Annotated in this window: 1 protein-coding gene; it reads left to right on the plus strand. The window is 48.5% G+C overall.

From position 1 onward, the window contains the following. Positions 1 to 76 precede the first annotated feature (76 nt). On the plus strand, positions 77 to 1,090 hold the full coding sequence (locus tag C942_RS23510) for an IS110 family RNA-guided transposase (protein WP_007471236.1): 1,014 nt from the start codon (positions 77 to 79) through the stop codon (positions 1,088 to 1,090). The last annotated feature ends 28 nt before the right edge of the window (positions 1,091 to 1,118 follow it).

A 1,118-nucleotide genomic window follows, 5' to 3' on the forward strand; every position in this document is an offset into this window, starting at 1 on the left:
TAACGAATGACATGGACTCCCCCTCATCAGGCTCTGCCACACTTGGTAAGTCTGACTACAGTCCTTGGAGGCCACCATGTCACAATCAATTTATGGCATTGATTTAGCCAAACATTCATTCAGTATCCACGGCGAAGATGAGCAAGGCAAGGTACTGATCCACAAAACAATAACCCGTTCAAAAGTCCTCGTGACTTTTGCCAATATCCCACCTTCTATCATCGGAATGGAAGCCTGCGGTGCTTCACACTACTGGGCGCGTGAACTGGCTAAGCTAGGCCACACAACGAAAATCATGGCGTCTAAATATGTTGCACCTTTCAGGACGGGTGCCAAAAATGACCTCAACGATGCCATCGCTATCTGTGTGGCTGTCACCCGCCCTTCAACGCGCTTCGTTAAAATCAAATCACCTGAGCAACAAGCAATCTTGCTCCTTCATCGCGCTCGCGATAACTGGGTTCAGGAGCGAACAGCACTGTTAAACCAGATGCGAGCAATGCTAGCCGAATTTGGTATCATCGCACCAAAAGGTCGACATGCCTTACAAACAGCAATTCCAGAAGCACTTGAAGATGGTGACAACCAACTTCCCGATCTCGCGAGGGCTATCCTTTCCGATAGCTACGACCACTTACTGAATATAAATCAACGTATCGCTGACCAGGAACGATGCTTCGATATGCTGGTTTCACGCAGCCATAATGCACAGAAGATCATGAAAGTTGCTGGTATCGGCCCTATTACCGCCACGGCGGTTATCGCCAGTATAGGTAAAGGCGAGCAGTTCGATAAAGGCCGCGACTTTGCTGCCTGGCTCGGTCTAGTTCCGTCTCAATACTCAACAGGAGGTAAACCCAGACTTGGACGGATTACAAAGAAAGGCGATAAGTACCTCCGGACATTATTGGTTCACGGTGCCAGAGCTGTTATCTCAGCGGTAGGTAACAAGACCGATCGTTTGAGCTTATGGTGTAAAGGCTTAGTCGAACGGCGAGGCTTCAAGCGGGCCATTGTTGCGTTAGCAGCCAAGAATGCACGGATAATCTGGTCGTTACTGAGTAACGACACCGAATACCAACCAATATAAAACCAAGCTGTTTTCTAACGGATTAACC

Origin of the sequence: Photobacterium marinum, from assembly GCF_000331515.1 — a bacterium.
Classification (GTDB): domain Bacteria; phylum Pseudomonadota; class Gammaproteobacteria; order Enterobacterales; family Vibrionaceae; genus Photobacterium; species Photobacterium marinum.